Genomic DNA, 24,953 nt, shown 5'->3' on the forward strand with positions numbered 1-24,953 from the left:
CGGGCTCCCTTCCTGCTGGAGCGACTGTTGCCCGGTGCGGTCGCCGCGCCGTCACCCTGGGGGTGTGATGCAGACGGGCGGCCGGGTTCGCCTGTCGAGGGTGATGCGCTCCGGGGGGCAGCGAGCGAAGGTGTGGTCATGGAGTCCACGACGTCCCGGCAGCGGTGGCTGGCACGTGCGTCGCTGGCGGCTGCCACGGCGTCGGTGGTTGTCCTGGCCGTGTTCGCCGGACTGCGGACCTTCGCCCTGGTCGGTGTCGGCCTGGCCGGCACCGCGGTCACGGCCGCGGCCATCTGGTGGGTGCTGACCAGGCGGCGCGTGACGCGACTGCTCGCGCTTCTGCTGGCCGTCGCCGCACCGGTGTGGGTGCTGGTGCAGTACACCAGCGCAAATCTGGCGTGGGTCGTCGCCGTGTCCGCCGCGCTGTGGCTGCTGGCGGTCGGCGCGGGACGGCGCGCTCTCCGCCGGGCCGACGCCGACGTGCCCATGCCGGAGCGGCCGGCCGTGCCGGTCCGCCACCCCGTGCTGATCATGAACCCGCGCTCGGGCGGCGGAAAGGTCGAGCGCTTCGGACTGCGGGAGAAGGCCGAGGCCCTCGGCGCCCAGGTACGGCTTCTGGAAGGGCCCGGCGAGACCGATGTCGCCGAGCTCGCGCGCAAGGCCGCGGCCGAGGGCGCCGATCTGCTCGGCGTCGCCGGCGGGGACGGCACCCAGGCCCTGGTCGCCGATGTCGCCGCCTCGCTCGACCTGCCCTTCCTGGTGATCCCGGCCGGCACCCGCAATCACTTCGCCCTCGACCTGGGCCTGGACCGCGACGACCCGTCCAAGGCGCTGGACGCGCTCGGCGACGGCGTGGAACTGCGGGTCGACCTCGGCCGCGCGGGCGGCCGCACCTTCGTCAACAACGTGTCCTTCGGCGCCTACGCCGAGGTCGTGCAGAGCCCCGCCTACCGGGACGACAAGGCCCGCACCACCCTGGAACTCCTGCCGGACCTGCTGATGGGCCACGAGGGCGCACGGCTGACCGCCCGCGCCGGGGAGACGACGTTCACCAGGCCGCAGGCTCTCCTGGTCAGCAACAACCCCTACGGCACCGGCGACATCGTGGGCCTCGGCCGCCGAGCCCGCCTCGACGGCGGCGAGCTGGGCGCCGTCGGCGTCGACGTGAACAGCGCCGCGCAGGCCGCCGGGCTGATGGTCGGCGGACGGGCCACCGGGCTGACCACGGCGACGGCGCCGGCGGTGGTCGTCGACGCCGACCGTCCGTCGATCCCGGCCGGCGTCGACGGCGAGGCACTGATGCTGCCGGTGCCCGTGCGCTGCGAGATACGGCCACGGGCGCTGCGGGTGCTGGTGCCTCGCCACCGCCCGGGGATGCGCCCGGCACTGCCGCGGCTGAACTGGCGCCGCCTCGTCCGGCTCAGCCTGGCTCGGACGTCCTGAAACGGCCCCGTCCTGCAGCGGCGGTCCTACAGTGGCGCGCCGTAGGCCTTGTGGGCCTGGGCACTGCCATAGGTGGCAAGGGACCAGATCACCAGCACGTCCAGCCCGATGATGATCACCGACCAGACCGCGTAGTACGGCGCGAAGAAGAAGTTCTCCAGGGCGCTCAGCGACGCGACGACGATCCCGACCACGCGGGCCCACAGCTTGCCGGAGAAGAGCGTGCAGGCGGCGGCGAAGACGACGATGCCGGAGCCCAGGTGGAGCCATCCCCAGGCGCGGACGTTGTACTCGTACGGGTAGTTGCGTATCTGCTGGTAGAAGTCGTCGTCGATGAGGGCGGCCATGCCGACGACCGCGTGGTAAAGGCCGATGATGCCCATCATGCACGCGGCGAACACGACCCCGCCGAGCATCAGGGGTGTGATCCGCGGCTGCGGCGCGGGTGCGCCGCCGTACTGCCTCTGCCCTGACGATGTCTGCTCCGCCATGTCGGACACCTCCTCCTCGGGAGCCAGGAGCATCCCGCAGCCGCGGCGGCGGGGGTTCACCCGCGGTGGATGACTCCGGTCCGGTGCCCGCGCCCCGCCCGCCGCCGCCGTCACCCCGGCTGTGTGATGTGCCGGGCCCGGGGCCCGGGAGAATGGGGAAGCCCCAGTACCCGGCCCTCGGCAGCGGAGGTGACCTCATGGGTACGGCCCACGAACGCCCGGGATCCGAGCGGGGCGAGCCGCGCACCGCCGGCGGCGACTTCGAGATCCGGATCAAGGGCAGGGTCGGTCAGCCCTTCCTGACGGCCTTCGCCGAACTGACGGTCACGGTCAACCCGCCGGAGACGATCCTGCACGGCGCCGGGCTCGACCAGGCGGCCCTGTACGGGATCCTGGACCGCATCCAGGCCCTCGGACTCGAACTCGTCGAGGTACGGCGGCTGCCCGGCGGACCTGGCGGCGCGGACCCCGGTTCGGGCGGGCCGGCGTAGACACTTTCCGCTGACATTTTCCGATTCCTTGCAGAAATGTCCGTAGAGCCCCTTCCGGCACCGGCGCCCGGCCCGCACCGTTGGTATGTACCGCCTACCGCGGAGGAGGTGAGGGACATGCCTGCGGTGCTGGGCACCGAACGGAGGCGGAAGGAGACGGACTTCGAGGAGGCGGACGCCCGGCGGGTGTCCGTGCTGCACGGGCGGTTGCGTGCCCTCGGTTCGGACGCGCCCGGCGCGGACGAGGTGGTGGCGGCCTGTCTGGTGTGGGTCGCCGACACGCTCGTGGACATCGCGGCCGGCGTGGGCGACCCGCGCAGCGCGGGTGTGCTGGTGGACGAGGCGTCGGCCGTGCTGGCCGCAGTGCCTCGCAACGGCCGGGGCGGCCCGGACCCCGTGGCGTCGGCCGAAGTCCTGACGGAACGTGAGCACACCGTCCTCGTGCGGCTCCAGGAGGACGTGCCGCTCCGGCAGATCGGCTCGGACCTCTTCATCTCGCACAACACGGTGAAGAGCCATGCGCGCGCGTTGTACCGCAAACTCGGTGTCTCCTCGCGCAGCGAAGCCCTCGACCGGGCAAGGCAGTTGCGGCTCCTGTGATCCCCGGAGCCCGGAAGGAGAACCCTCAGAGCAGTTCGAGCTCGCGAGCTCGCCGTACCGCGGCCGACCGCCGGGTCACGGCGAGCTTCCGGTAGACGCTCTTGAGGTGCGTCTTGACCGTGTTGACCGACAGATACAGCTCCTCGGCGATCTCCTCCGTGGTCATCATCTGCGCCAGCCGTCGCAGCACGTCCTGCTCCCGGGCGCTGAGCGCTTCCACGGGCGGCCGGTCGTCCCCGGGCCGGTGGTCCGCCAGGGCCGTACGGCCGTCGTCCGGCGGCAGGCGCAGCGTGTGGGCGCGAAGCGCACCGACCGAGGCGGCGCACGCATGCCGCACGGGCCGGCGCAGGCTCTCGGCGAGCCAGTCGGCGCCGTCGGGGATGGCCGCGACGGCCTCGGGGGGCGGCGGTGTCCCGCTCTCCACGGCGCTGACGAGCTGGGCGACGAGGGAGCCGATGCCCGCCACGAACGGATCGGGCGCCGTGCGCAACGCGGCGTGGGCGCGGGCGAGTTCGCTGCGCGCCCGGGCCGACTCGAACCGGGCCGTGCCGACCCAGGCCCGTACGACGTGCAGCGCCGCCCGGGACGGGTCCCCCGGTGTGCAGGCCGGCAGCGGCGGCCGCTGGGCGTGCCCGGCGAGTTCGTCCGCGGCCCGGAAGCGTCCGCGCAGCACTTCGAGCAGCGCCAGCTCGGCGAGGCAGTCCCGGCGCAGTACGCCGTTGTCGGCGGCGCCCGCGGCCTTGAGCCCGGCGGTCAGCGAGGCCTCGGCCGCCTTGAGGCCGCCCTCGCGCAGTTCGGCGCGGCCGCGGATGGTCAGGGCGAGCGCCCGCAGTTCGGGGCGGTCCGCCAGCAGGGCGCGCGGCACATGCGCGAAGAGGCCCTCGGTGTCGGCCGCCGCGGCCCGTGCCGCCTGCGGATCACGGCACCGGTCCCGGGCCATGCGGATGACGGCGTGGGACAGCCGGCAGCGCGCGATCCGGTCGGCCTCCTCGCGGGGCAGCTCACCGAGCAGACGGTCGGCGAGCTCCAGGGCCTTGGCGCACGCCGGTTCCTCGCCGCGGCGCAGGGCGGCCGCCGCGGCGACGAGCGCGGACTCGGGGTCCAGGGAGTGCAGGGGCAGCCCGCGGACGTCGGCGGGGGTCAGCCGCACCAGTTCGCCGGGCAGGCGGGCCTCGGTGAGGGCGAGGACCTGTCCGATCGCCAGCTGATGCACGACCAGACGGCTGGCGTAGCACCAGTCGCCCGCGGTGAGTGCGTGCCGTACCGCCTCCGCGAGGAGCCCGTGCTCGCCCAGCCACGCGGCCGCCCGGCCGTGCAGACCGGGGACCAGGCCCGGCGCCTCGTGGCGCAGGCGCACCCGCAGCACGTCGGCGAACATCCGGTGACAGCGGTACCAGCCGTTGCCGGCGTACTGGAGGAAGGAGTTCTGCCGCACGAGGGCCGCGAAGTGCGCTCCGGCCTCCTTGCCGGCGAGCTCGGTGGCCAGTTCGGCGTTGAGGTGCTCCAGGACGCTGGTGGTCAGGAGCAGCCTGCGCATGGCGGGGCTCTGGCCGTCCAGGACCTCCTCGACGAGGTAGCTGACGACCGCCTCGTCGTCGCCCGCGAACTGCGCCACGAACTTCTCGGGTTGGGGGTGCTCCTCCATGGACATGGCCGCCAGGCGCAGTCCCGCCGCCCAGCCGTCGGTCCGTTTCCGCAGCGTGCTCATCACCTGCCGGGGCACCTCGACGCCGTGCTGGGCCAGCAGGGTGGCCGTCTCCCGGTCGTCGAAGGCGAGGTCGGCGGTGCGCACCTCGGCGAGTTCACCGGCCAGCCGGTGGCGGTGCAGGTGCAGCGGCGGGTCCCGGCGCGAGACCACGACCAGGCGCAGTACGGGGGCCGCGTGCCGCAGCAGACTGACCATCCCCTGCGCGACCGGCGAGCCGGTCTCCGGCTGGAAGTCGTCCAGCACGAGCACGACGGGGTCCTCGCGGGCGGCGAGCGCGGTGGCGAGTGCGGCGACTTGGAGGGGCCGATCGGCCGCGGAGGCCGAGGCGGCGAGGGAGACCGAGGTGGAGGCGGGGGCGGGCGCAGATGCGGAGGTGGGGGCAGGGGGCGTAGGAGAGGCGGGGTAGGCGAGGGAGTTGACGGAGGTGGGGGAGGTGGGGGAGACGCGGGATTCGGTGCCGGGCAGAGGCGCCTCGCCCGGCCGGGGATGCGGTACGCCCGACAGCGGGGGCAGGCCAACGCCCGCCTCGCGCAGGGCCGCCCGCACCCGGGACCAGAAGACGTCGGGCTGCTCGCCCGCGCCGTCGCAGGTGACCCAGGCCACCGGGCCGGGCGCGTCCCGGGTGCGCGCCCATTCCACGGCGAGCGCCGACTTGCCGGCGCCCACGGGTCCCACCACCACCGTCAACGGCCCCAGCACCCCACGGGAGAGACGGTCCGTCAGCCGGGGCCGGGGGATGAGCCACGCCGGCAGCGGAGGCACACCGATCCGGGCCGGGAGAGCGGTCGCCGGGGAGGTGGCGTGCGTCCCCGGCGGCCGCTGCCGCTTCCGCCACTCGTCCATTGCCGGCACCTCGCTCTCGGAGCTTGCTGGTGCACGTCAGACGAGTCTGGTCCCACCCGGGCGGGGCGGCCCATGTCGAACACCCCATCTCACCCGGGTGAAGTTGGTACAACGCTCAGTTGTTCACCCTTGGAGGGCGGAGACCAGCTCCTCCTCCCGGTCCTTGGTCAGCGAGGTGCGCAGCACGGTGGGCCGGAACGGGCGCAGCGCCTCCCGGACCCGGTCGGGCGTGGAGCGCCGTACGAGTGCGAAGACCGCGGCCCGGCCGGGCTCCAGCGTGCCCGCGATCTCCTTGATGAACGCGTCGTTGATGCCGACGTCCGTGAGCTTTCCCGCGACCGCCCCGGTGGCGGCGCCGACGGCGGCCCCGAACACCGGCATCAGGAAGAGCAGGCCGAACAGCGTCCCCCACAGGGCGCCACCGGCGGCACCGGCGGCGGTGGGGCTGAAGGACTGGCGGACATGGATCTTGCCGTCCTGGGTGCGCCAGGCGAGCGCCCCGTCCTCCAGGTCCAGCAGCTCCTGCCGGGACAGCTCCTGCGACAGGCGCAGCACGGCCTCGGCCTTGTCCTTGTCGGAGAAGCCGAGCACGACGAGTTCGGTCATCAGGACCTCCTGGTGTCGGGGCCGGACCCCCGGCCCGCATGGCTGTGTTCCTCGGCGTCGTCGAGCCGTTCCAGGGCGGCGGCGAGCTCCGCGATCACCGCCTCGAGGGCCTCCTCCGTGAGGAAGCCCTCCGCCACGGGCACTCCGCCGGCCTCGCGGACCGCCTCCCGCAGGTCGGCGGCCCACCTGTGCTCCAGCAGTACGAACCCGGCCGCGGTGCCCGGGTCCAACTCCCGCGCGAGGTCGCGGATCTCGTCCAGGGCGAGTCCGAAGGCGTTGCCCTCGGACAGGGACGGGAAGGTCGCCGCGGCCTCCCTGAGGGCCCGGCGCGGAATGCCGAGCAGCGCGGCCACGGTGTCTCCCATGCCCTCCGCCTGGTAGTCGGCGGTGACGAGGTCGCCGCCGGGCTCCTTCTGCAGGAAGAGCAGGTCGAGCACACGGATCTGGCCGCTGCGCTCCAGCGCCCAGAGCTCGTCGACGATCCTTCCCTCGAACTTCGCGTGGGGCCCGAACTCGACCGTCAGCAGTTGTACGGGCCCGATCCCGGCCATGGCCGCTCCCTTCGACGTGATGGCGAGCTGGTGGCACTCCATCCAGCCGCGCCCGCGCCCGCTCCGCGTCACCCGCCGGAGGTGAGGGCCCCTACGAGATTTCGGTCACCCTTCTCGCGCGTCGCGCGGTCTCACCCACGGCAGGTGAGGCACCCGGCCGGAGTCCCCAACAGACTGGCGCCGCCCGGTGGATCTGCGGCAGGGGGTGTGGGGATGAGCGGTGAGCGCATCGGCCCGAGGGGCGATGACGGCGGACGGTGGCGGCTGTGGGGGCCGTATCTGAGTGAGCGTCAGTGGGGCACGGTCCGCGAGGACTACAGCGACGGGGGCGACGCGTGGTCGTACTTCCCCCATGACCACGCGCGCTCCCGTGCCTACCGCTGGGGCGAGGACGGCCTCGGCGGGATCTGCGACGAGAAGCAGCGGCTGTGCCTGGCGCTGGCCCTGTGGAACGGCCGCGACCCGATCCTCAAGGAGCGCGCCTTCGGCCTCACCAACAGCGAGGGCAACCACGGCGAGGACGTCAAGGAGTACTACTTCTACCTCGACAGCACGCCCAGTCACTCGTACCTGAAGTACCTCTACAAGTACCCGCAGGCCGAGTTCCCCTACAACGACCTCGTCGCCGTCAACAGCTCCCGGACCAGGCAGGACTTCGAGTACGAGCTTCTCGACACCGGTATCTTCGACGAGGACCGCTACTTCGACGTGACGGTCGAGTACGCCAAGGCGGCCGCCGACGATGTCCTGGCCCGCATCACCGTCGCCAACCGCGGCCCCGACGAGGCGACCGTGCATGTGCTGCCCACGCTCTGGTTCCGCAACACGTGGTCCTGGGAGGTGGGTGCCGACAAGCCCCGTCTGAGCGCGGTCGACGGTCCGCGCGACACGGTCACCATCCACGCCGAGCATCCCGAACTCGGCGGCTACGACTGCCGGTTCGCCGCCGCCGTGCCCCTGCTGTTCACGGAGAACGAGACGAACAGCGAACGGATCTTCGGTACGCCCAACGGCTCCGCGTACGTCAAGGACAGCATCGGCCGCCACGTCGTCGACGGCGAGAGCGGCGCCGTCAACCCGGCCCGGGAGGGCACCAAGGCCGCCGCGCACCACACCCTCACCATCCCCGCCGGCGGCTCCGAGACCCTCCGCCTGCGCCTTGGCCCCTCGGGCTCCAAGCTGTCCCTCTCCCGCGGCTTCGACTCGGTGTTCAAGGACCGCATCGCCGAAGCCGACGCTTTCTACCAGGAGTTGACCCCCAAAGGCGCGAGCGAGGACGAGGCGCGCGTGCTGCGGCAGGCGCTCGCCGGGATGCTCTGGACCAAGCAGTACTACCTCTTCGACCTGGAGGCCTGGCTGAACGAGCACGGCCTGGACCCCTGGTCCATGCCACGCCCCGGCGTGCGCAACCGCGAGTGGTTCCACATGGTCAGCGACGACATCGTCTCCATGCCCGACAAGTGGGAGTACCCCTGGTTCGCGGCCTGGGACCTGGCCTTCCACACCGTGGCCCTGTCGGTCGTGGACCTCCGCCTTGCCAAGGAACAGCTCGAACTCCTCCTGAACGACGCCTACTTGCACCCCAACGGCCAGATCCCGGCGTACGAGTGGAACTTCGCGGACGTCAACCCGCCCGTGCACGCCTGGGCCGCCTACTTCGTCTACCTGATGGAGGAGCGCACCACCGGCCACGCCGACCACGCCTTCCTCGAGCGCGCCTTCCAGAAGCTGCTGACCAACTTCACCTGGTGGGTCAACCGCAAGGACCCCGGCGGCCGCAACGTCTTCCAGGGCGGCTTCCTCGGCCTCGACAACATCGGCGTCTTCGACCGCAGTGCCCCGCTGCCCACCGGCGGCACCCTCGAACAGGCCGACGGCACCGCCTGGATGGCCCTGTACTGCCAGTCCATGCTGCAGATCGCCGTCGAACTCGTCGAGCACAACCCGTCGTACGAGGAACTGGTCCTCAAGTTCGTCGAGCACTACCTGTGGATCGCCGCCTCCATGGACCGCGTCGGTGACCTCGGCGACGAACTCTGGGACGAGGAGGACGGCTTCTTCTACGACGTCCTGCGACTGCCCGACGGCCAGGCCGTACGGCTGAAGGTCCGCTCGCTGGTCGGCCTGCTGCCGCTGTGCGCGGCCACGGTCTTCCGCCCGCAGCAGCTGGCGAGGGTGGCCGGCCTGGGGGAGCGGCTGCGCCGCTTCGCGGACCGCCACCCTTCCCTCTCCGTGACGCTCGCCTCGGCCCAGGCGGGCGCGGCGGGCGGACCGCGCCTGTTGTCCGTCGTCGACGAGAAGAAGCTGCTCCGGGTGCTCGGTCACCTGCTGTCCGAGGACGAGTTCCTCAGCCCGTACGGCATCCGCTCCCTCTCCCGCCACCACGCCGAACACCCCTACAGCTTCTGGGTACATGGCGAGGAGTACCGGGTCGGCTATCTGCCCGCCGAGTCCGACACGGGCATGTTCGGCGGTAACTCGAACTGGCGCGGCCCGGTGTGGTTCCCGATGAACGCCCTCGTCATCAGGGCCCTGCTCAACCTCTACGGCTTCTACGGCGACGAGTTGACCGTCGAGTGCCCGACCGGGTCCGGCACCCGGATGACCCTCTTCGAGGTGGCCCGGGAGATCTCCGACCGGCTCACCCGGCTGTTCCTGCGCGGCGAGGACGGGCGCCGGCCGGTCTACGGCGGCCAGGGCAAGTTCCAGGACGACCCGCACTGGCGGGACCTGATCTCCTTCCACGAGTACTTCCACGGCGACAACGGCGCCGGCATCGGGGCGGCCCACCAGACCGGCTGGACCGGCCTCGTCGCCACCCTGATGACGGTCTTCGGCACCCTCACCCCCGGCGACTTCCTCGCCGACCCCGCAGGCAGGAGGACGAAGCGATGACCGGCGAGCTTCCCGCCCAGCCCGTCGTCCACGAGGTCAACACCCGTGTCTGGCTACGGGAGATCGCGGCCCGGACCGGGCGCATCACGGGACTGCGCGACGTACCGAAGGACGCCTGGGACGAGATCACCCCGCACGGCGTCGACGCCGTCTGGCTCATGGGCGTGTGGGAACGCAGCCCCGAGGGCCGGTCCATCGCCCTGCGCGACCCGGCCCTGCGCGAGGCGTTCACCGACGCCGTCCCGGACATCCGCGAGGAGGAGATCGCCGGATCGCCGTACTGCATCCGCCGCTACGAGGTCGACGCGAGCCTCGGCGGAGCCGCGGGCCTGGCCGGTGCGCGCGCCGAACTCGACCGCCGGGGCGTGGGGCTGCTGCTCGACCACGTGCCCAATCATGTCGCGCCGGACAACCCCTGGACCTGGGAGCACCCCGAGTACTTCGTGCGGGGCAGCGACGAAGACGCCCGCCGCGACCCGGCCGCCTTCCTCACGGTGGCCGGCAACGTCCTGGCCCGCGGCCGCGACCCCTTCTTCCCGCCCTGGCCGGACGTCGTCCAGCTCAACGCCTTCGCGCCCGCCCTGCGCACGGCCACCACGGACGTGCTCGGACACATCGGGGACCTGTGCGACGGGGTCCGCTGCGACATGGCGATGCTGCTGACCAACGACGTCTTCGAACGGACCTGGGGAGGGCGGGCCGGACCGCGCCCCCAGGAGGAGTTCTGGCCCACGGTCATCTCCGGCGTCCGTGCCCGGCACCCCGGGATGACCTTCCTGGCCGAGGCGTACTGGGACCTCGAATGGGCCCTCCAGCAGCAGGGGTTCGACTTCTGCTACGACAAGCGGCTCTACGACCGCGTACTGCATGAGAGCCCCGAAGCGGTACGGCAGCACCTGCTCGCGGACGAGGCCTACCAGCGCCGGCTCGTACGGTTCCTGGAGAACCACGACGAGCCGCGCGCCGCACACACGATGCACCCCGCCAAGGAGCGGGCGGCGGCCGTGCTGATCGCCACCCTCCCCGGGGCCACGCTGTGGCACGAGGGGCAGTTCACCGGCCGCCGCACCCGCCTGCCCGTCTTCCTGGACCGCCGCCCGGACGAGCCCGCCGACGCCGAACTGCGCGCATTTCACGAGCGGTTGCTCGCCACCGTCCATCGCAGCGGGATGCGCGGCGGACGCTGGCGGCTCCTGGACTGCGAGGGCTGGCCGGACAACGACTCCCACCGCAGTCTGATCGCCTCGGGCTGGGTGGGCCCGGCCGGACGGTTCGTGACCGTCGTCAACCTCTCCGACGCCCCGTCCCAGGGCAGGGTCCGGCTGCCGTGGCCCGAACTCGCCGCCGGTACCTGGACGTTGACCGGGCTGCTCGACAGCCTGCGGTACACCCGCGACGGCGACGAGCTGACCGGGCCCGGGCTCTTCGTCGACCTGGCGGCGTGGGGCACGCATGTGCTGTCGATCGCACCGGACGGCGACTGAGCCCAAGTCGTCCTAGCCGGGCGGCTGTTCGGCGGCGGTACCCGCCGGTGGCCGCTCGGCCCTGACCGCCGTCCACTCCGCACCCGTCCGGCGCTGGAACTCGGCGACCGCCGCCTCCAGCGTCGGGAAGAAGTGGTCGGGGTTGATCGTGCGGGTCAGCTCATAGCGCTCGATCTTGGCCCGCACCGGGTCCTTCAGCTCGGCGAACACCAGGCTGATGCCCCGCTCGTTCAGCGCCTCGTCCAGCTCCTCCAGTTCGTCGGCGGCGGTCGTGTCCACGTCGGTGACGGGCTCGGCCGCGAGCAGCACCCAGCGGGGCGGCGGCTCGTCGCGGGTCAGCCGCATGAGCTCGTTGCGGAAGGCCTTGGCGTTGGCGAAGAACAGCGGCCCGTCGAAGCGGTGGATCACCAGACCGGGCAGCTGCTCGGCACCGGGGTAGGACCGCACGTCGTGGAAGCCGGGCAGCCCCGGCACCCGCCCCAGCACGGTGTTGTACGGCCACCAGGCCCGCCGGAAGACGTTCAGGATCGACAGGCCCACGGCCACCGCGATCCCCGGCAGCACGCCGAGCAGCGCCACCCCGAGGAAGGCCGAGATCGACAGCAGGAACTCCGTCCTGCGCTGCTTCCACAGCCGGGCGGTGCCGGCGAGATCGGCCAGCGACAGCGAGGCCGTGATGACCACCGCGGCGAGCGCCGGCTGCGGCAGATTGCGGAACAGCCCCGGCAGCAGGACCAGCATGAGGATGATCAGGCCCGCACCGACGATCCCGGTGAGCTGGCTCCTGGCGCCCGCGCGCTCGGCCACGGCGGTCCGCGATCCGCTGGTGCTGACGGGGAAGCCCTGGAACAGCCCGGCCGCCAGGTTCGCCGCGCCGATCGCCGTCATCTCCTCGTTGCCGCGCACCTCCTGGCCGGTGCGGGAGGCGAACGCCGAGGCGTTGGAGATCGTGTCGGCCAGGGACACCAGGGCGATGCCCAGCGCCCCGGCGAACAGCGCGGCGAGGTCGTCCAGCTCGACGTCCGGGAACGTCAACGGCGGGAATCCCTGCGGGAGTTCACCGACCAGGCTCACGCCGTGCCCGCCCAGGTCGAAGACCGAGGTCGCCGCGATCGAGAGGACCACCATGACGAGCACCGCGGGCACCTTGGGCAGCCGGCGCTGCAGCACCAGGATCAGCACGATCCCCGCGGCCCCGACCGTGAGTGCGGCGGGCACGGTCTTGCCGTCGGCCAGGCCCCGGAAGAAGGCGCCGAACTCCTCCAGGAGCCCGTCGGCGTCCGTCTTGAAGCCGAACAGCTTCGGCAACTGCCCGATGAGGATGGTCAGCGCCAGCCCGTTCATGTAGCCGATCATGGTGGGCTTGGAGATGAGGTCCGCGATGAAGCCCAGCCGGCACACCCCGGCCAGCACCGTGATGGCGCCGACCATCAGCGAGAGCATCGAGGCCAGCGCCACCGCCCGCCCGCTGTCCCCGCCGGCCGCGATCAGCGGCAGGACCGTCGCCGCGATCATCGGGCCGAGCGAGGAGTCCGGGCCCAGCACCAGGATCCGGGACGGCCCGAAGACGGCGTAGGCCAGCAGACACAGCACCGACGTGTACAGCCCGGTGATCGCGGGCAGCCCCGCCAGCTCCGCGTAGGCCATGCCCTGCGGCACCAGCAGCGTGGTGAGGACGACGCCCGCCACGACGTCCTTGACGAGCCACTCCCGCCGGTAGGTCACAAGCGTGCGCAGTCCGGGCGGGACGAATCGGCCTCTTGACTCCTCAGCTGACATCGCGGCCTCCGCGGGGAGTTCAGCCCTCCGGGACGGGTGCCGGCTGCCTTCGGCGGGCGACGGCCTTGCCCGCCTCCCACAGCCCGAGCAGGGCGAGGGCCGGCAGTAGCGCCCACCCGAACTGGCCCACGGTGAGCGGGGTGGTGCCGAGCAGCCGGTTGAAGACGTCCGTCTGGGTCGCCAGCACGGCGAGGACGAACTCGCCGAACACGGCCCAGTTCATCTGCCTGCTGTCGAAGGTCGACGTCGTCAGTACCGTCTCGGTCTCGCTGCGGCACTCCAGGGCGGCCACGATCAGGCAGAACGCGAACGCGGTGAACGCGATCGAGTTGCCGACGGCGGCGCTGTCGAAGCGCGCCTCGCCGAGCTTGATCATCAACAGCAGGCCGATCGTGATCGTCAGACCGGCGAGCCCCACCGTGACCATCAGGCCCGGCGTCATGACCGGTTCGCCGCGCGGCCGTGGACTGCGCGCCATCAGCCCCGGACTGACCCGGTCGAAGCCCAGCGCGAAGCCGAACGCGGCGTTGACGAAGAAGTGGATCCACAGCACCTGCGGCGGCGTGAACGGCTCGCCCTCCGCGATGTTGAACAGGGTCGCGCCGAGGAAGGTCAGCACGAACACGACCAGCAGGACCAGTACGAAGCGGATGTACTTGGTGAGGTTGTCGTAGATCTTGCGGCCCTGCTCCACCGCGAAGACGATCGTGGCGAAGTTGTCGTCGGACAGGATCAACCGGCCGGCGTTCTTGGCGACTTCGGTGCCGGAGCCCATGGCGATCCCGATGTCCGCCGCCTTGATGGCGGGGGCGTCGTTCACGCCGTCCCCGGTCATGGCCACCACGTCGCCCTTCTGCTTGAGGGTGTCGGCGAGCAGCACCTTGTGCTCGGGGGCGACCCGGCCGATCACGCCGATCTCGTCGATGCGCGCCAGCCGCTCCGCCTCCGACAGGGCGGCGAAGTCCGCGCCCAGGATCGCGTCGCCCTCGATGCCCACCTGTTCGGCGATCGCGGCACCGGTGATGACGTCGTCGCCGGTCACCATCCGCACCCGGATGTTGGCCGCCCGGGCGCCCTCCACCGCCTGCCGGGACTCCTCGCGCGGCGGGTCCTCCATGCCGACCAGGCTCGTCATCTGCAGCCCGGTGACGTGCGCGAGCAGGTCGTCGTCGGCCGTGAAGTCGTCCGGGTCCAGGTCGCGGGTGGCGGCGGCCATCACCCGGCGGCCCGCCCGCTCCATCCGCTCCATCTGTTCGTGCGCCCGCTTGTCGAGATCGGCGTCCCACGGGATCGCCGTACCGTCCGACAGGGCTGTTGCGGCCCGCGCCATCACGGCGGGCGCCGCACCCTTCACGAAGCAGCGGACGACCTCCCGGCCGCGTGCGTCGGTGGCCGCGTTGAAGGTGGCCATCAGCTTGTACGCGGGGTCGAAGGGCAGGGTCGCCAGCCGCGGGTACCGCTCGCGCGTCGCCTCGACGTCGAGGCCCGCCTTGTGGCCGAGCACCAGCAGGGCGCCCTCGGTGGGATCGCCCACCACCCGGCCGGCCACCAGCTTCGCGTCGCTCGCCACCAGGTACGGCAGGATCGCGTCCTCGATGTCGGACGAGCGCCCGGCCGCGTGGTGGACCCGCCCGTCCAGGCCGTAACCCGTGCCCGAGACGGTGTAGCGGTCGAAGGCGTCCACGACCTCCACGGCGGTCATCTGGTTCAGCGTCAGCGTGCCGGTCTTGTCGGAGTTGATCGCCGAGGTGAAGCCCAGCGTCTCCACCGACGGCAGGTCCTTCACGATCGCGTGGTGCCGGGCCAGGTCGAGGCCGCCGAGCGACAGGATCGTCTGCGTCACCGTCGGCAGCGCCTCGGGGACGGCTGCGATCGCCAGCGACACCGCGCTCACGAACAGCGCGTCCCACGCGTCGCCGCGGCTGCGCCCCAGCACGAACATCACGATCATCGTCAGCCCGGCCGCGCTCGCGATCCACAGCGTCAGCCGGTCCAACTCCCTGGTCAGCGGCGACGCCTCACGTTCGGTGGCCGACAACATCCCGGAGATCTTGCCCAGTTCGGTGCCGGAGCCCGTGCCGGTGACGATCATGGTGCCGCTGCCGTGCGTGACCGGGGTGTTCATGAACGCCGTGTTCGTACGGTCCCCGGGGCTCAGCCCCGTGCCCCGCAGTGTCCCGTTGTCCTTCGCGGCGGGTGTGCTCTCGCCGGTCAGCGCCGACTCGTCGATCTGCAGGGCGCTCGCGGTGACGAGCCGTCCGTCGGCGGGCACGTCGTCCCCGGCGGTGATCAGCGCGACGTCCCCGACGACGACGTCCTCCGCGGGCAGCTCGCTCTCCGTACCGTCCCGCCGCACCCGCGCGGTCGCCTTCATCATCGACTTGAGGGCGTTCATGGCGCTCTCCGCCTTGCCCTCCTGCCGCATGCCGATGACCGCGTTGATCACGGTCAGGACGAGCAGCAGCACCGCGGTGGCCCACTCCTGGATGAACAGCGACACGATCGCCGCGGCGACCAGGATGATCTGCATGTAGCTGCGGTACTGGTCCAGCACCCGGAGCCAGGTCGGCCTCGGCTGCTCCTCGGGGAGGGCGTTGGGACCGTCCCGGTTCAGCCGCTCGGCCGCCTGCGCGGTGCTCAGGCCGACGGCCGGGTCCACGCCGAGGGCCTTCGCCACCGCATCGGGCGGCTGCGTGTACCAGGGCTCGGCCGGCTCCGCCGGGCCGGGCCGTGCGTCCGCCGAGGAGGTCATCGTCCGTGCCTCCGTTCCGCGTCGGCCTCGGCCTTCGCCGCGTACGGATCGGCCGGCGCACCGGGCGGTGCCGAGGCGATCAGCTCCTCCTTCACCACGAACAGTTCGTGCCGCGCCTTCTCGCTCACCTCGGGGTACTGGGGGTCGATGTCGATCAGGGTGTGGGCGAGCACCGCGGCAGCGCAGATCCGCGCGAACCACTTGTGGTCCGCCGGGATCACGTACCAGGGCGCCCAGCGGGTGCTGGTGGCGGAGAGCATGCGGGAGAACGCCATCTGGTAGTCGTCCCACCAGGAGCGCTCACGGGCGTCCGCCGCCGAGAACTTCCAGTTGCGCTCCGGCACGTCGATCCGTTTGAGGAAGCGGGTGCGCTGCTCCTCCTTGGACAGGTTCAGGAACAGCTTCACCACCCGGAAGCCGTTGTCGTGCAGATAGCGCTCCCAGTCGTTGATCTCCCGGTAGCGCCGGCGCCACACGCCCTTGCGCTTCGCCTCGTCCGGCAGCCGCTGCCGGTCCAGGTGCTCGGGGTGCACCCGCACCACCAGGACCTCCTCGTAGTGCGAGCGGTTGAAGATGCCGATCTCGCCCCGCCGGGGCAGCCGGCAGGCGTAGCGCCAGAGGTAGTCGTGGTCGAGCTCCTCGTTGGAGGGCACCTTGAAGTTCGCGACATGGACGCCTTGCGGGTTCACCCCGCTCATCACGTGCCGGATCGTGCCGTCCTTGCCGCCGGCGTCCAGGGCCTGCAGGCACATCAGCACCCCGTATCTGCCCTCGGCCGCCAGCCGCCGCTGGTAGTCGGCCAGGAGCGTGACACCGGTCCGCAGCAGCTCCCGGCCGTCCTTCTTGCCGGCGATGCCCGCCTTGTAGCCGGGGTCGAAGTCGGTGGACAGGTCCACCTTCGACCCCGGCCGCACCCGCAGCGGTGCGATGAACTCGGCGATCCGCTCGGCCCGTTCGTCCGCCATGCGTGCCGCCTCCGGACCTCAGTACTCCGCGTCCCGCTTCACCACGCACAGGCCCCAGATGACGAAGGCGTACAGCGCGATCAGGGTGAGCGACCAGAACGGGTAGTACGGGATGGACAGGAAGTTGGCGATGATCAGCAGCGCCGCGATGCCCACACCCATCACCCGCGCCCAGGTCGCCGTCATGGCCAGGCCGATGCCGACGGCCACCGCGATCGCGCCGAGGGCCAGGTGGATCCAGCCCCAGCTCGTCAGGTCGAACTTGAACACGTAGTTGCGGGTGTTGAGGAAGACCTCGTCGTCCGCGATCGCCATGATGCCGCGGAAGATGTCGAGGATGCCGCACATGATCAGCATCACGCAGGCGAAGGCCGTCAGTCCGCCGGCCGCCGCCAGGGTGCCTTCCGAGCGATGGTGCTTCGTAGTGGTGGTGGCCATGGCAGGGCCTCCGTCTTCGGGACGGCCGCGGGTCGCGGCCCTTCTTGCATGATTTCTACGCCGGACCCGAGGCCCCGGCGTCACCTCGCAAGGGTGATGACGGGTGATCGACGGCCCTGGACGATGGCAGGGTTTCGAGCGCTCGGAAGCGGACCTTCGGACGCTCAAGGCCGACGCCCGGGAGCCGCCATGCCGGTGCCGCCCATCCCCACCTCCGCGGGCCGCCCCGGCCCGCCGCGGAGCACCGCGCGGCGGATCCTCGCCCCGCTCGCCCTGGCGCAGTTCATCTGCAGCTTCGCCGGCTCCAACATGAACGTGATGATCACCGACATCAGCGAGGACCTGGACACCACCGTGCAGGGCGTACAGATCGCGATCACGGTGTTCCTGCTGGTCATGGCGGCTCTGATGATCCCCGGCGGCAAACTCACCGACCGCTACGGCCGCAAACGGTGCCTGGTGACCGGCCTCGTCGTGTACGGCGTCGGTGCCCTGCTCAGCGCCGCCGCCCCGGGCCTCGGCGTACTCATCCTCGGCAACTCGATCCTCGAGGGCGTTGGTACGGCCCTGCTCATCCCGCCCGTCTACATCCTCACCACGCTGCTGTTCACCGACATGACCTCGCGCGCCCGCGCGTTCGGCACGATCATGGCGCTCGGCGGTGTCGGCGCCGCCGCCGGACCGCTGATCGGCGGCCTGATCACCTCGGTGTTGAGCTGGCGGGCGGCCTTCGTCTTCCAGGCACTGGTGGTCGCGGTGATCATCGTGCTCAGCCGCCGGGTCGAGGACCCGCTGCCGCCGGACCCCGGCCGGGACTTCGACACCGTCGGAGCGGTCCTGTCGGCCGCCGGTCTCGTCCTGCTGGTCATGGGCATCCTGGCCACCGACGACAACGGCTGGCTGGCCGTCGGCCTGCTGCTGGGCGGCGCGCTCGTCCTGGCCGGGTTCCTGCGCTGGTCGAAGGTCAAGGAACGCACCGGCGGCGAACCGCTGCTCTCCCTGAGCCTGTTCCGCAACCGCACCTCGAACCTGGGCCTGGTCACCCAGCATCTCCAGTGGTTGATACTGATGGGCGTCTCGTTCGTGACGGCCGCCTACCTGCAAGTCGTACGTGACTACGACGCCATAGGCACCGGAGTCGTCTTCACGGCCGCCACGCTCGGCCTGCTCGCCTCCTCGCTCGCCGCCGAGCGCTTCGCCGAACGGCGGGAGCAGCGGACCCTCGTCATGGCCGGATTCGCGGTGACGGTCTGCGGTATCGGGGTGCTCGTCGCCATGGCCCGGGACGCGCCCGGGGCCTGGGCGTTCGTGCCCGGGCTGCTGCTGATCGGCCTGGGGCTCGGGGTGATGCTGACGCCCTCGGTCAACGTGGTGCAGTCCAGCTTCGGGGAGGAGCGGCAGGGCGAGATCTCCGGCCTGTCCCGCTGCGTGTCCAACCTCGGCTCGTCGGTCGGCACGGCGATCGCCGGCACCATCCTGGTCGCCGACCCCGCCTTCGGCGCGTACGACACCGCGATGATCGTGCTGGGCGTCATCGGACTCGGTGGGCTGGGCACCGCGGCCCTGCTGCCGCACGGGAGAGTGCCAGCTCAGAACCGGTGATACCGGACGGCGCTGGCGATCACGAGGTCCTGGACCGACGCACGGCGCCTGCTGAGCGGAATCCACAGCAGCCCCACCGGAAACGCCACGCACAGCGCGGCCCGCAGCAGCGCTCGAGGGGTGCCGAGCAGCCGCCCGCCGCGTCCGGAGACCCGCAGCCCCAGCAGCCGGTCTCCGGCCGTGCCGCCGGACAGGGCCCAACTGCCGCCCAGATACAGCACGGCGATGGCCCAGCCGCCGACGCCCGTCGCCCAGGCGGGCGGATCCGGCATCCGGAACGGCGGCCCCGCGACCAGCAGCCGGACACCGCCGACCGCGAACTGGACGGCGAGACCGACCCCGACCACCACCAACGCGTCGACCAACCCCGCCAGGCACCGCGACACGACACCCGCCGCATCGCCCTCCGGGTCCTGCTCCCGGTCGTCCTCCCGGGTCACGGCGCCGGCCCGAGCTGCGGTCCGTGGCCGTCGACCTGCGCCGGGGCCGCGCCGGATCTGTGCAGCAGCCGGTCGGCGACACGGTTCACCACCCGGTCGGCCCGGATGCTCCGCGACCGCAGCCCGTCGACCGTCTCCTCGGCCATCCCGCCGCTCGTCTCCCGCACGATCCGGCCCACGTCGATCTCCTCCAACACGGCCCTGGTGAGCGCGACCAGATCGACCCGGGCGATCACGGCGTCCACATCCAGCCGCGCGGCGATCCGGTCGACGTCGATCCGGGCCGCGATCCGGTCGAGATCGATGCGTTCGACGATCCGGTCGAGATCGATGCGCTCAGCGATGCCGTCGACGTCGACCCGCCCCGCCACCTGGTCCACATCGACCCGCACTGCGACCCGGTCGACGTCCACCCGGTCGGCGATCCGGTCGACGTCCACCTGATCGGCGATCCGGTCGACATCGACCCGCCCCGCCACGCGCATCACGTCCACGCGGTCGGCGATGCGGTTCACGTCGATCCGGGCGGCGAATTCGTCCAGGTCGAGACGGTCCACGACGGCGGACATCACCGTCCGGACGACCCGGTCGGCAACCGAGCCGGCGGTCCCCAGCGCGAACCCCGCCACCCGTCCCACGAGGTCGAGGGGTCTCACGATGCTGCACCGGGTCATCTCACCAGCGCACCACGGCCCCGGCACCCCCACCTCATCCATTGCGGGTGAACCGGACCGCGGCGGCCTGTGCTCCGGCGGGGCCCGGTGGGGGCCTTGTGGGGTGAAGATCACAGCTCCTCGACCTCTTGGCCGCACCTCACGCTGAGTACGGTGAGCGGGTGCCGAAGCGCAAGAACACGTTCTCATCCTGGCGGCGAAGCCTCACCCAGCGTGCCGTCCACGCGGGCTGGGCCTGGGTGCAGCGCACCGGCTCGGTCACCGCGGAGCACCCGGGACGCTTCCGCTTCGGCGCACTGGGACCGCACACCCGGCTCGCCTTCCCGCTCGGCACGGTCTTCGGCGAACCCTGGATCCACATCGGCTCCCACTGCATCGTCGGCGAACAGGTCACCCTCACCGCCGGCCTCATGCCCGACCTCGACCTGGGCCCGGACCCCATCCTGCGTATCGGCGACGGCGTCGTCCTGGGCCGCGGCAGCCACGTCATCGCAGACACGACGGTCACCATCGGCAGCGACTGCTACTTCGGGCCGTATGTGTACGTGACGTCCACGAACCACTCGTACGACGATCCGCACGAGCCCATCGGCAAGCAGTGGCCGCGCATGGAGCCGGTGGAGATCGGCCCCGGCTGCTGGATCGGCACCGGCGCGGTGATCCTGCCGGGCGCGCGGATCGGGCGGAACGTGGTCGTGGCCGCGGGGGCGGTCGTACGAGGCGTGGTGCCGGACCATGCGGTGGTCGCGGGGGCGCCGGCCCGTGTCGTACGGCGCTGGACGGCCGCGGAGGGCTGGCAGCCGCCGCTTCGGACGCCCGCGCCGGTGCCGATCCCCGACGGGGTCACCCCCGAACAGCTGCGCGCGCTCTCGGAGTTGGACGAGGAGACGGCGGCGAGGCTGGCCGAGCTGGACGACGTCGAGTCCTGAGTCAACCCGTCGCCAGCAGCAGCGTGCCGACCAGGGCCAGGCCCGCGCCCGCCGCCTGGATGCCGCGGAGCCGCTCGCTGAGGAAGCCGCGCGCGGCGAGCGCGGTCACCACCGGGTAGAGCGAGGCGAGCACGGCGGCCACCGTGACGGGGCCGTGCTGGGCGGCGACCGAGTACGTGCCGTTCGCCGCGACGTCCGCGAGGCCGACGAAGGCGAGCGCCGGCACGGAGGCCCAGGGGAAACGGCCGTCCGGCAGCGCCGGGTTGCCCCGCCGCACCGAGACGTACAGGGCCGCGCCGCCCGCGAGCACGTTCGTCACGCGCTGCACGAACAGTGCGAGGAACAGGCCCGTGACACTGGTCGAGGCCTCGGCGATCAGCGCGAAGACGGTGCCGAAGCCGAGCGCCGCGACGAGCGTGAGGAGGATGGTCTGCCGCTGCACCGGGGCTCCGTGCAGCTGCGGCCCGGTGGCGAGCACCACGCCGGTGACGGCGACCGCGATGCCCGCGGCCTGCAGCAGCCCCGGCCGCTCGCCGAGGAACAGCCCGACGCCGACCGGCACGGCCACGCTCAGCGTGGCGAGCGGGGAGACCACGCCCATCGGGCCCTGGGCGAGCGCCTTGTAGAAGCAGATCATCGCGACCGGCCCGGCCAGACCCGCCGCGAACGCGAACCACAGCCGCGGACCGGCCTCGCTCCAGCCACCGGTGACGACCACGACCGCGCCGAGCACGGCCGCCGCGATCGTCTGGGAGACGACCACGACCGTCAGCGCCGGCGTGCGCCGCGTCAGCAGCCCACCGCCGAAGTCGGCCAGACCCCACAGGAGGCTTGTGGCCAGGGCGAAGAGTGCTGTCACGATTCGCCTCGCAGTACAGTTCGGTGAATGATCGGGTGCACCACACGGTAGTTCAGTGAAGTGAACTCTGTCATCCAGAATATTGCCCTCGAGGGTATGGTCCTCGAGCTCTGAAGAGTTGGACGGAATGTGTCGGACCTCGACCTGCTGACCCAGTCCCTGGCGCGCAACGTCAAGCGCTGGCGCAACGAGCGCGGCTTCACACTGGACGCGCTGGCCGCCCGCGCGGGAGTCAGCCGCGGCATGCTGATCCAGATCGAGCAGGCCCGCACCAACCCGAGCATCGGCACGGTCGTCAAGATCGGCGACGCCCTCGGCATCAGCATCACCACGCTGCTCGACTACGGGCAGGGCCCCAAGGTCCGTATCGTCTCCGCGGAGCAGGCCGTCCGGCTGTGGTCCACCGACGCGGGCAGCTACAACCGCCTCCTCGCCGGCACCGAGGCGCCCGGCCCGCTCGAGATGTGGGACTGGCGCCTCATGCCCGGCGACCGCAGCCCGTCCGACCCGCACCCCACCGGCACGGTCGAGCTCGTGCACGTCACCGCGGGGGAGCTGACGCTCACGGTCGACGGCGAGAAGTACCGCGTCCCGGCCGGCGCGAGCGTCTCGTTCGAGGCCAACACCCCGCACATCTACGGCAACGAGGGCGACGTACCGATGGAGATGGTCATGGCGGTCTCGGTCCCGCCCGTTCGCTGAGGGCGGTCCGGCGGTCCTGTTAGCGTGCGGGGCATGCGCGCACCCATCGGACACTTCGACATCGCCATCGCTGCCCCCGACGCCCTCGACGAGCTGACCCGCCCCGTCGCCGACGCCGTACGCCACTGGACCGGCAGCGTCCCCGCCGACCAGATCGTCTACGTCGACACCGACCCGCAGTGGGCCGACACCGCCGTCTTCGTGGAGCACTACGGCCGGGAGCTGCTGGAGCAGTCGGCGAACTGCGTGGTGGTCGCGGGCAAGCGGGGCGGCGAGACGAACCTCGCGGCGTGCATCGTGCTCTCCACCACCCGGGTCGACGTCAACGGCGTCGTCCGCCGCCAACTCGGCGCCCGCAAGGCCTCGTTCGCGTCCATGGACACGGCGACGGGGGAGACCGGCATGGAGTACGGCGGCATCACCCCGATCGGACTCCCCGCCGACTGGCCGGTGTTGGTGGACTCGGCCGTCGTCGACCTCCCGTACGTCCTGGTCGGCAGCGGCCGCCGCCGCGGCAAGCTCCTGGTCCCGGGCAAGGCGTTCGCGGAACTGCCGGGCGCGGTGGTGCTGGAGGGGCTGGGCGTCGCCTGACCCGGCGCCGGTGTCTCACGCCGTCGTGTGGTGGGCGAGGGCCATGTGCGGGTCCGCCTCGCCCGGCACCGGCGCGGGATCCGCATGGACCAACGCGGCGGTGAGGCGCGGTACGGCGTGCAGCAGCGCATGTTCGGCCTCGACGGCTGTCCCGTGCGCCGCCCGCACCGTCACCTCGCCGTCGACCACCACCGCGACCTCGGCCCGCAGCCGGTGCCCGATCCAGCGCAGCCGCAGCTCACCGACCTCCCGCACACCGGGCACCTCGCGCAGCGCCCGCTCCGCCCGGTCCACCAACTCCGGGTCCACGGCGTCCATCACCCGCCGGAACACCTCGCGTGCCGCGTCCCGCAGCACCAGCGCGATCGCCGCGGTGATCGCCAACCCCACGAGCGGGTCGGCGAGTTGCCACCCCAGCGCCGAGCCGCCCGCGCCCAACAGCACGGCCAGTGACGTGAATCCGTCCGTACGGGCATGCAGCCCGTCGGCGACCAGCGCGGCGGAGCCGATCTCCCGGCCCACCCGGATCCGGTAGCGCGCCACCCACTCGTTCCCGGCGAACCCGACCAGTGCGGCCACCGCCACGGCCGGTACGTGCGCGACGGGACGCGGATCGAGCAGCCGCTCCACCGCCACCCAGGCCGCGAACGCCGCCGACGCGGCGATCGTCAGCACGATCGCGATCCCCGCGAGGTCCTCGGCCCGCCCGTAGCCGTAGGTGAAGCGCCGCGTGGCGGCCCGCCGCCCCAGCACGAAGGCGATGCCCAGCGGTACGGCGGTCAGTGCGTCCGCGGCGTTGTGCACCGTGTCGCCGAGCAGTGCCACCGACCCGGACACCACCACAACCACCGCCTGCGCCAGGGCCGTTGCGCCGAGGACGGCGAGCGAGACCCAGAGCGCCCGCATGCCGCGGGCCGAGGACTCCAGTGCGGAGTCGAGCTTGTCGGCGCTCTCGTGGGAGTGGGGGGCGAGGAGGTGGCGCAGCCTGGAGCGGGGACGGGTGTGGGCGTGGGGGTGCGGGTGGGAGTGCGTGTGCTGATGCTCGCCGTGGTCGTGATCGTGGTCGTGATGGTGGTGCCGGTCGCTCACGATGGCCCCTTCCGGTGCGCGCGGGTGTGGACGCGGGACGCCCACGAGGCCATTATGTGCGTATGAGCGCACGCATGCACCTATCAACTGCGCACGATGCGCATCCGCGCACCCCGGGCGAGGAACAGTTTGCCCTCGCCGCCGAACTCCTCGCCCTTCTCGGCGACCGCACCCGCCTCGCCCTGCTGCACGCCCTGACCGGCGGCGAGGCCGATGTCACGACCCTCACGGAGGCGTGCGGGGCGGCCCGGCCCGCGGTCAGCCAGCACCTGGCTCGGCTGCGGCTCGCCGGGCTCGTGAACACGCGCAAGGAGGGCCGGCGGGTGGTCTACTCACTGCGCGACGGCCATCTGCGGCGGCTGGTGGACGAGGCGCTGAAGGTGGCGGACCACCGGCTCAGCGACCGGCCGCTGCACGACTGAGGGCCCTGTCTCAGGACTCCGGGCTCGGAGCGCCAGTGAAGCGCGGCGGGTTGGCTGCCGTGGGGGCGGACTGCCGGGTGGCGGCGAACGCAATCCATTCGAGGACCCAGAAGAGGGCCAACCAGACCGTCAGGACCACTGCGGGCACGAGCAGGAACGCCCCGGCGGGCAGCGTCACCAGCAGCCACAGGGCCCGCTGCCCCCACCCGGCGTCGGACACGTGGCTTGCGGCCCGCACGCCCGCCCACATGATCCACCGGCGCAGGACCGAGACGCCCAGCTGGCGCAGCGCGCGCCGGAAGAGGCCGTCCGCGTCACTGCGGTTCACCGATGCCGTCCGGCACAGGTGGTCGTGCAGTATCGCGGCCTTGGTGTAGGCCCCGTACCGCGGAATCAGCCAGACGAAGACATCCGGGACCGAGGCGAAGTCGGTCCGGAACCCGGCGGGGACGGTGAACGGGTCCTTCCGGCCCCGGTACTCCAGCGGTTCCAGTAGCTCCCAGGTCTTGGCGTCGATCTGTTTGACGGCCAACTCGCCCTCGGTGAAAGGTATCCGGACCACCTCGCCCTGACCGCGGGCGTCCCCCGTTGGATGCCCT

23 protein-coding genes are annotated in these 24,953 nt (G+C 72.0%); 10 read left to right on the forward strand and 13 right to left on the reverse strand.

The annotated features are described in order from the left end of the window. Positions 1-138 precede the first annotated feature (138 nt). Positions 139-1,443 carry a diacylglycerol/lipid kinase family protein gene (locus tag ACFY1L_RS20235; protein ID WP_388825683.1) on the forward strand — a complete coding sequence of 435 codons (1,305 nt, stop codon included), beginning with the start codon at positions 139-141 and terminating at the stop codon, positions 1,441-1,443. Positions 1,444-1,469: 26 nt separating this feature from the next. Here the strand turns inward: ACFY1L_RS20235 and ACFY1L_RS20240 are convergent, their stop codons facing one another. Next, positions 1,470-1,934, reverse strand: coding sequence for a hypothetical protein (locus ACFY1L_RS20240; RefSeq protein WP_388825686.1), 465 nt, complete (start codon positions 1,932-1,934; stop codon positions 1,470-1,472). 197 nt (positions 1,935-2,131) lie between these two features. Here ACFY1L_RS20240 and ACFY1L_RS20245 point away from each other — a divergent pair, with 197 nt between their 5' ends. Both ACFY1L_RS20245 and ACFY1L_RS20250 read left to right on the forward strand, forming a co-directional pair. Next, positions 2,132-2,425: a hypothetical protein gene (locus ACFY1L_RS20245; protein ID WP_388825689.1), complete on the forward strand. Its 294-nt coding sequence runs from the start codon at positions 2,132-2,134 to the stop codon at positions 2,423-2,425. A 117-nt stretch (positions 2,426-2,542) separates the two neighbouring features. Next, positions 2,543-3,025 carry a LuxR C-terminal-related transcriptional regulator gene (locus tag ACFY1L_RS20250; RefSeq protein WP_388825692.1) on the forward strand — a complete coding sequence of 161 codons (483 nt, stop codon included), beginning with the start codon at positions 2,543-2,545 and terminating at the stop codon, positions 3,023-3,025. A 25-nt stretch (positions 3,026-3,050) separates the two neighbouring features. On the opposite strand, the gene ACFY1L_RS20255 is transcribed toward ACFY1L_RS20250, so the two are convergent. The 3 genes from ACFY1L_RS20255 to ACFY1L_RS20265 all read right to left on the reverse strand — a co-directional run bounded on the left by ACFY1L_RS20255 (position 3,051) and on the right by ACFY1L_RS20265 (position 6,733). After that, positions 3,051-5,576, reverse strand: coding sequence for a LuxR C-terminal-related transcriptional regulator (locus ACFY1L_RS20255; RefSeq protein WP_388825695.1), 2,526 nt, complete (start codon positions 5,574-5,576; stop codon positions 3,051-3,053). A 123-nt stretch (positions 5,577-5,699) separates the two neighbouring features. Beyond that, a complete protein-coding gene (locus tag ACFY1L_RS20260) occupies positions 5,700-6,182 on the reverse strand; it encodes a DUF1269 domain-containing protein (protein ID WP_388825698.1) in 483 nt (160 codons plus the stop codon). Then, a complete protein-coding gene (locus ACFY1L_RS20265) occupies positions 6,182-6,733 on the reverse strand; it encodes a DUF1269 domain-containing protein (RefSeq protein ID WP_388825701.1) in 552 nt (183 codons plus the stop codon). Before ACFY1L_RS20265 ends, ACFY1L_RS20260 begins: the two co-directional genes overlap by 1 nt. A gap of 213 nt (positions 6,734-6,946) precedes the next feature. Here ACFY1L_RS20265 and ACFY1L_RS20270 point away from each other — a divergent pair, with 213 nt between their 5' ends. After that, positions 6,947-9,628, forward strand: coding sequence for a glucosidase (locus ACFY1L_RS20270; RefSeq protein ID WP_388825704.1), 2,682 nt, complete (start codon positions 6,947-6,949; stop codon positions 9,626-9,628). Then, positions 9,625-11,112 carry an alpha-amylase gene (locus ACFY1L_RS20275; protein ID WP_388825707.1) on the forward strand — a complete coding sequence of 496 codons (1,488 nt, stop codon included), beginning with the start codon at positions 9,625-9,627 and terminating at the stop codon, positions 11,110-11,112. Before ACFY1L_RS20270 ends, ACFY1L_RS20275 begins: the two co-directional genes overlap by 4 nt. A 12-nt stretch (positions 11,113-11,124) precedes the next feature. Here ACFY1L_RS20275 and ACFY1L_RS20280 read toward each other — a convergent pair whose 3' ends face one another. The 4 genes from ACFY1L_RS20280 to ACFY1L_RS20295 are packed head-to-tail and all read right to left on the reverse strand — an operon-like array spanning position 11,125 to position 17,046. Then, entirely contained in the window at positions 11,125-12,891 is a 1,767-nt protein-coding gene (locus ACFY1L_RS20280) for a SulP family inorganic anion transporter (RefSeq protein ID WP_388825710.1), read from the reverse strand. 19 nt (positions 12,892-12,910) lie between these two features. Further along, entirely contained in the window at positions 12,911-15,643 is a 2,733-nt protein-coding gene (locus ACFY1L_RS20285; protein ID WP_388825713.1) for a cation-translocating P-type ATPase, read from the reverse strand. Beyond that, the gene (locus ACFY1L_RS20290) at positions 15,640-16,608 is read right to left on the reverse strand and encodes a polyphosphate kinase 2 family protein (RefSeq protein WP_388825716.1); all 969 of its coding nucleotides are present in this window, start codon (positions 16,606-16,608) and stop codon (positions 15,640-15,642) included. The genes ACFY1L_RS20285 and ACFY1L_RS20290 overlap by 4 nt, the downstream gene beginning before the upstream one ends. Before the next feature lie 18 nt (positions 16,609-16,626). Next, positions 16,627-17,046, reverse strand: coding sequence for a hypothetical protein (locus tag ACFY1L_RS20295; protein ID WP_388825719.1), 420 nt, complete (start codon positions 17,044-17,046; stop codon positions 16,627-16,629). Between the two features lie 189 nt (positions 17,047-17,235). Between ACFY1L_RS20295 and ACFY1L_RS20300 the strand changes: the two genes are divergently transcribed. After that, entirely contained in the window at positions 17,236-18,648 is a 1,413-nt protein-coding gene (locus tag ACFY1L_RS20300; protein ID WP_388825721.1) for an MFS transporter, read from the forward strand. On the opposite strand, the gene ACFY1L_RS20305 is transcribed toward ACFY1L_RS20300, so the two are convergent. Both ACFY1L_RS20305 and ACFY1L_RS20310 read right to left on the reverse strand, forming a co-directional pair. Then, positions 18,636-19,088, reverse strand: a complete 453-nt coding sequence (locus ACFY1L_RS20305; RefSeq protein ID WP_388825724.1) for an RDD family protein — start codon at positions 19,086-19,088, stop codon at positions 18,636-18,638. The genes ACFY1L_RS20300 and ACFY1L_RS20305 overlap by 13 nt on opposite strands. Continuing rightward, positions 19,085-19,744, reverse strand: a complete 660-nt coding sequence (locus tag ACFY1L_RS20310; RefSeq protein WP_388825727.1) for a hypothetical protein — start codon at positions 19,742-19,744, stop codon at positions 19,085-19,087. Before ACFY1L_RS20310 ends, ACFY1L_RS20305 begins: the two co-directional genes overlap by 4 nt. A gap of 179 nt (positions 19,745-19,923) precedes the next feature. On the opposite strand from ACFY1L_RS20310, the gene ACFY1L_RS20315 reads away from it, so the two are divergent. After that, positions 19,924-20,691: an acyltransferase gene (locus ACFY1L_RS20315; protein ID WP_388825730.1), complete on the forward strand. Its 768-nt coding sequence runs from the start codon at positions 19,924-19,926 to the stop codon at positions 20,689-20,691. A 1-nt stretch (position 20,692) separates the two neighbouring features. On the opposite strand, the gene ACFY1L_RS20320 is transcribed toward ACFY1L_RS20315, so the two are convergent. After that, positions 20,693-21,550, reverse strand: a complete 858-nt coding sequence (locus tag ACFY1L_RS20320; protein WP_388825733.1) for an EamA family transporter — start codon at positions 21,548-21,550, stop codon at positions 20,693-20,695. Between the two features lie 129 nt (positions 21,551-21,679). Here ACFY1L_RS20320 and ACFY1L_RS20325 point away from each other — a divergent pair, with 129 nt between their 5' ends. After that, complete coding sequence (locus ACFY1L_RS20325) at positions 21,680-22,252, forward strand: helix-turn-helix domain-containing protein (RefSeq protein WP_388825736.1); 573 nt, start codon at positions 21,680-21,682, stop codon at positions 22,250-22,252. 33 nt (positions 22,253-22,285) lie between these two features. Further along, positions 22,286-22,843 carry a YbaK/EbsC family protein gene (locus ACFY1L_RS20330; protein ID WP_388825739.1) on the forward strand — a complete coding sequence of 186 codons (558 nt, stop codon included), beginning with the start codon at positions 22,286-22,288 and terminating at the stop codon, positions 22,841-22,843. A 15-nt stretch (positions 22,844-22,858) separates the two neighbouring features. On the opposite strand, the gene ACFY1L_RS20335 is transcribed toward ACFY1L_RS20330, so the two are convergent. After that, positions 22,859-23,932, reverse strand: coding sequence for a cation diffusion facilitator family transporter (locus tag ACFY1L_RS20335; RefSeq protein WP_388825742.1), 1,074 nt, complete (start codon positions 23,930-23,932; stop codon positions 22,859-22,861). Positions 23,933-23,994: 62 nt separating this feature from the next. Between ACFY1L_RS20335 and ACFY1L_RS20340 the strand changes: the two genes are divergently transcribed. Beyond that, positions 23,995-24,354, forward strand: coding sequence for an ArsR/SmtB family transcription factor (locus ACFY1L_RS20340; RefSeq protein ID WP_388825745.1), 360 nt, complete (start codon positions 23,995-23,997; stop codon positions 24,352-24,354). Between the two features lie 10 nt (positions 24,355-24,364). Here the strand turns inward: ACFY1L_RS20340 and ACFY1L_RS20345 are convergent, their stop codons facing one another. After that, positions 24,365-24,916 carry a DUF1353 domain-containing protein gene (locus ACFY1L_RS20345; protein WP_388825748.1) on the reverse strand — a complete coding sequence of 184 codons (552 nt, stop codon included), beginning with the start codon at positions 24,914-24,916 and terminating at the stop codon, positions 24,365-24,367. Positions 24,917-24,953: the final 37 nt, after the last annotated feature.

The organism is Streptomyces sp. NPDC001663 (genome assembly GCF_042893105.1).
Taxonomy (GTDB): Bacteria; Actinomycetota; Actinomycetes; order Streptomycetales; family Streptomycetaceae; genus Streptomyces.

Excerpts from the sequence above, each read along its gene's own strand:
- ACFY1L_RS20235 (WP_388825683.1), top strand. The coding sequence starts at position 139 with ATGGAGTCCACGACGTCCCGGCAGCGGTGGCTGGCACGTGCGTCGCTG.
- ACFY1L_RS20240 (WP_388825686.1), bottom strand. The coding sequence starts at position 1,934 with ATGGCGGAGCAGACATCGTCAGGGCAGAGGCAGTACGGCGGCGCACCC.
- ACFY1L_RS20245 (WP_388825689.1), top strand. The coding sequence starts at position 2,132 with ATGGGTACGGCCCACGAACGCCCGGGATCCGAGCGGGGCGAGCCGCGC.
- ACFY1L_RS20250 (WP_388825692.1), top strand. The coding sequence starts at position 2,543 with ATGCCTGCGGTGCTGGGCACCGAACGGAGGCGGAAGGAGACGGACTTC.
- ACFY1L_RS20255 (WP_388825695.1), bottom strand. The coding sequence starts at position 5,576 with ATGGACGAGTGGCGGAAGCGGCAGCGGCCGCCGGGGACGCACGCCACC.
- ACFY1L_RS20260 (WP_388825698.1), bottom strand. The coding sequence starts at position 6,182 with ATGACCGAACTCGTCGTGCTCGGCTTCTCCGACAAGGACAAGGCCGAG.
- ACFY1L_RS20265 (WP_388825701.1), bottom strand. The coding sequence starts at position 6,733 with ATGGCCGGGATCGGGCCCGTACAACTGCTGACGGTCGAGTTCGGGCCC.
- ACFY1L_RS20270 (WP_388825704.1), top strand. The coding sequence starts at position 6,947 with ATGAGCGGTGAGCGCATCGGCCCGAGGGGCGATGACGGCGGACGGTGG.
- ACFY1L_RS20275 (WP_388825707.1), top strand. The coding sequence starts at position 9,625 with ATGACCGGCGAGCTTCCCGCCCAGCCCGTCGTCCACGAGGTCAACACC.
- ACFY1L_RS20280 (WP_388825710.1), bottom strand. The coding sequence starts at position 12,891 with ATGTCAGCTGAGGAGTCAAGAGGCCGATTCGTCCCGCCCGGACTGCGC.
- ACFY1L_RS20285 (WP_388825713.1), bottom strand. The coding sequence starts at position 15,643 with ATGACCTCCTCGGCGGACGCACGGCCCGGCCCGGCGGAGCCGGCCGAG.
- ACFY1L_RS20290 (WP_388825716.1), bottom strand. The coding sequence starts at position 16,608 with ATGGCGGACGAACGGGCCGAGCGGATCGCCGAGTTCATCGCACCGCTG.
- ACFY1L_RS20295 (WP_388825719.1), bottom strand. The coding sequence starts at position 17,046 with ATGGCCACCACCACTACGAAGCACCATCGCTCGGAAGGCACCCTGGCG.
- ACFY1L_RS20300 (WP_388825721.1), top strand. The coding sequence starts at position 17,236 with ATGCCGGTGCCGCCCATCCCCACCTCCGCGGGCCGCCCCGGCCCGCCG.
- ACFY1L_RS20330 (WP_388825739.1), top strand. The coding sequence starts at position 22,286 with ATGCGCGCACCCATCGGACACTTCGACATCGCCATCGCTGCCCCCGAC.
- ACFY1L_RS20340 (WP_388825745.1), top strand. The coding sequence starts at position 23,995 with ATGAGCGCACGCATGCACCTATCAACTGCGCACGATGCGCATCCGCGC.